Raw genomic sequence first — 2,980 nt, forward strand, 5'->3', positions numbered from 1 at the left:
GGCGCTGGAGCTAGACAATTTGAAAAGCGGAGGGCACCCGTTTAGGGGCGTGTGGGCTGGAGCTAAACACCAAATTGACTTTAACTTTCTTAACTGAAAAAAAACAATGGATGAACTCATTTAACGGAGCTCATCCATTGTTTTTTAACCATCAAGGGGGTTGATTATTCTTCAAGCGCTTTTCTAATCGCCTGTCCCACTCCACTCTCTTCATTTGTTCCCGTTACAAAATGGCATTGGCGTTGAATATCTTCTACGGCATTTCCCATTGCTACCGCTCTGCCTGCCTTTTGAAACATCGAAACATCATTATAGTTATCACCAATTGCCATTGTTTCCACTAGAGGAATTCCACGAGCGTCCGCAAATTTTTCAAGAGCAATCCCTTTTTGTGCATGCACAGAAGTGATTTCTAAGTTTTCCTTCCCGGAAGCACTTATCGCCACATCCACTAGCTCAGTCAGTTCTTCTCTGACATTACTTAAAACAATCGGATCAAAATGAAAGGCTAATAGTTTATAAATAATTTGGTCATCATCCTCAAATAATTCTTCATAGCTATCCAATTGATGAATGACCGCCAATCGTTCCTCTGCTGCCTGTTTAATCTCTTCCATATTCTTGATATGACCACTAACCGTGAAAATATCCATAATAAGCGATCTCGCCACTGTTTTATCTACCGTATATGTACCTCTATTGGTATATACTTCATAATATACTTGATGTTTATGTAAAATTTCAGCAATTTCTCTCGCTAGTTCCTTACTTAATGGATTCGTATCCACAATGATATGCTCATTCGTTCTTATTTCTGCCCCATTCGCACAAATCATCGGTGTGATAATTCCTGCATCCTTTAAAAGATCTCCAGCTTCTTCATAAGCACGTCCAGTAGCAATCACTACTTCTACTCCCTTGCTTTGTGCATATTTAATAGCTTCCCGATTTTCTTCTGTAATTTCTTGCGTGGATGTTAATAAAGTACCATCCATATCAATTGCTATACATTTAATCATCTAGACACCCTCAAATATTTTTTTCCATTATTTTTGAAATTTTTTATTCCTTTATCATCATAACATGAATATACAAGCAGCAAAAGGAAGAGGTTATTAAGAAATGCTTTTCCTTTTGTAAATTATTTAACACTTTTCGTTTATGTATGGGGGCAACACTTTGGAAGCTGGGTGGTTTCGTTGCAGCTTTTTGCACGTTATTTGCAACTTCTGCACTTTTACTTGCGACTTTCACACTCTTACTTGCAACACTCCGCTCTTTACTTGCGACTTTCACACTCTTACTTGCGACTCTCCGCCATCTTCTTGCGACCCTCCGCTCTTTACTCCCTACTTTCACACTCTTACTTGCGACTCTCACACATATACTTGCAGCTCTCCACTCTTCTCATCCTACTCATCCGACCATCTAACCACCCTGTTCTTCTTCCCCGATGCCTTCCCTAACTAAACCTCTTCTCTATTTTGTCAATTCTGTGAACGAATATGTGAACATTTTTCAAACAATGAGTGAAGTTTACCGCAAACATTCAAAATTTCATTATGATATATCTATCATTCACCAAAAGGGGACGATCGGAAAAACAAATCTGTTTAAAACCTTTTATAACAATGTTTATCGACGTTTTTCAACAACTGGTTACATAGGATGAGCACCAAGAAAATGACACTTTCAGCTGTTTTTTCAGCTTCATATTTAGAGTTAGACTAGTTCATATTCATCTTATGCAATGATTTTTATCGCTTTCGTAAACAATAAGATTCACAATTCTATCAAAAAAACAACAAAGGAGGAGAAATCCATGGATATGATTTTTCTATCGCGTTTGCAATTTGCTTCAACAACCATTTTCCACTATCTATTCGTTCCTATCTCTATTGGATTAGTATTTATTCTCGCAATCATGGAATCTTTTTATGTGAAGACAGGAAATGATGTATACAAGAAAATGGCTAAGTTTTGGGGCAAATTATTTTTAATCAACTTTGTAATTGGTATTGTTACAGGGATTCTTCAAGAGTTTCAGTTTGGGATGAACTGGTCTAATTATTCTCGCTTTGTAGGTGATGTATTTGGTGCACCGCTTGCCATTGAAGCATTGCTTGCTTTCTTTATGGAAAGTACTTTTATTGGATTATGGATATTCGGTTGGGAGCGTTTATCGAAAAAAGTTCATTTAGCATGTATTTGGTTAACCGCATTCGGAACAACTATGTCTGCTTTCTGGATTTTAGCAGCTAATAGCTTTATGCAACGTCCAGTAGGGTTTGAGATTAATAATGGTCGAGCAGAAATGAATGATTTCTTCGCTCTTATAACAAACGGCCAGCTTCTGGTTGAATTCCCTCATACATTGTTTGCCGCATTCTCAACTGGCGCATTTTTAGTATGTGGAATTAGTGCCATTAAATTGTTAGGAAAAAAAGATGTTGATTTCTTTAAAAAGTCCTTTCAAATCGGTATTACTGTTGCGCTAAGTGCTACTTTTTTAACACTTGTTGCAGGGCATGCCCAAGCTCAATTTTTAGTAGAAACACAGCCAATGAAAATGGCTGCAAGTGAAGGTTTATGGGAACACAGTGAAGATCCTGCACCATGGACCGTTTTTGCCAATATTGATGTAGAAAATAAACAAAATAGTGCCGAATTAAAACTTCCTTATCTATTAAGTATCCTTTCTTATAACACATTAGATGGAAGTGTGAAAGGGATGAATGAACTTCAAGCAGAGTATGTGCAAAAGTATGGGGATGGAAATTATATTCCTCCTGTAAAAACTACTTTCTGGAGCTTTAGAATAATGGTTGCTGCAGGAGTTGCCATGATTCTCCTAGGCGTATACGGTGTATATTTAGCATGGAAAAAGAAATTAGTCGCTAAGCCAAATAAATGGTTCTATCGTTTCATGGTAGCAGGTATTTCCCTTCCTTTCATCGCCAATACTTCTGGATGGATTATG

Annotated in this window: 3 protein-coding genes; 1 reads left to right on the forward strand and 2 read right to left on the reverse strand. The window is 37.4% G+C overall.

Translation table 11 applies throughout. The features are described from left to right. Positions 1 to 164 precede the first annotated feature (164 nt). A complete protein-coding gene (locus RTL21_RS14320) occupies positions 165 to 1,019 on the reverse strand; it encodes a Cof-type HAD-IIB family hydrolase (RefSeq protein WP_312096617.1) in 855 nt (284 codons plus the stop codon). Positions 1,020 to 1,062: 43 nt separating this feature from the next. Then, positions 1,063 to 1,380 carry a hypothetical protein gene (locus RTL21_RS14325; protein ID WP_312096619.1) on the reverse strand — a complete coding sequence of 106 codons (318 nt, stop codon included), beginning with the start codon at positions 1,378 to 1,380 and terminating at the stop codon, positions 1,063 to 1,065. Between the two features lie 442 nt (positions 1,381 to 1,822). Here RTL21_RS14325 and RTL21_RS14330 point away from each other — a divergent pair. Further along, a partial coding sequence (locus tag RTL21_RS14330; RefSeq protein ID WP_312096621.1) for a cytochrome ubiquinol oxidase subunit I occupies positions 1,823 to 2,980 on the forward strand: 1,158 nt, incomplete at its 3' end.

Origin of the sequence: Niallia sp. (assembly GCF_031978665.1) — a bacterium.
GTDB lineage: Bacteria > Bacillota > Bacilli > Bacillales > Cytobacillaceae > Niallia.

Excerpts from the sequence above, each read along its gene's own strand:
- RTL21_RS14320 (WP_312096617.1), bottom strand. The coding sequence starts at position 1,019 with ATGATTAAATGTATAGCAATTGATATGGATGGTACTTTATTAACATCC.